Below are 656 nucleotides of genomic sequence, written 5' to 3'. Positions count from 1 at the left end.
TAAGTCGTAACAAGGTAGCCGTACCGGAAGGTGCGGCTGGAATACCTCCTTTCTAGAGCCGGGAAAATTGCCCGTTATGCTAACGATTAGTTTAAAAGAAAAAAGAAGAAACCCAAAAAGATAAGCCAATCGGTGGCTAAGCCAAACCAGAGAGGCGAGACAGGAAAGATAACTAGTCCCGTAGCTCAGCTTGGTTAGAGCACTACACTGATAATGTAGGGGTCAGCAGTTCAAATCTGCTCGGGACTACAAAAGGCAATGAAAGAAGGATAGAATGATAGAATAACAGTAAAAAAAAATATTCACTCATTCAATCACTTACTCCTTCACTCATTAAATTCTTATTGGGGAATTAGCTCAGCTGGCTAGAGCACCTGCCTTGCACGCAGGGGGTCAACGGTTCGAATCCGTTATTCTCCACGTTTACCAAAACAAGTTATACCGCAAGGGTATAAGGGTAAAAAGTTCTTTGACATATTGGAAGAAGTAATTGTAAGAGAAGACAACAGTTAGGTGACGGTAGCAATACCAGAACTAACAAAAGCATACCTTGCTGAGCAAAAGCAGCAAGTGTAGAAGAAAGTAAGAAAGGGCACACGGGGAATGCCTTGGCTCTCAGAGGCGATGAAAGACGTGATAAGCTGCGATAAGCTACG

The 656-nt window shown here is 43.1% G+C and carries 2 tRNA genes and 1 rRNA gene; all 3 read left to right on the top strand.

What is annotated here, in order from left to right:
- Window positions 1-52, top strand: a 16S ribosomal RNA gene (locus J4N24_RS25445); the annotation flags it as partial.
- Window positions 53-174: 122 nt separating this feature from the next.
- Window positions 175-249: transfer RNA gene (locus J4N24_RS25440), tRNA-Ile, on the top strand.
- 97 nt (window positions 250-346) lie between these two features.
- Window positions 347-420, top strand: a tRNA-Ala gene (locus tag J4N24_RS25435).
- Window positions 421-656 lie beyond the last annotated feature (236 nt).

Source organism: Desertivirga arenae (assembly GCF_017355785.1).
GTDB lineage: Bacteria > Bacteroidota > Bacteroidia > Sphingobacteriales > Sphingobacteriaceae > Desertivirga > Desertivirga arenae.
Note: the sequence above shows the minus strand (reverse complement) of the source record. Positions and strands in the feature narration are given on the sequence as shown.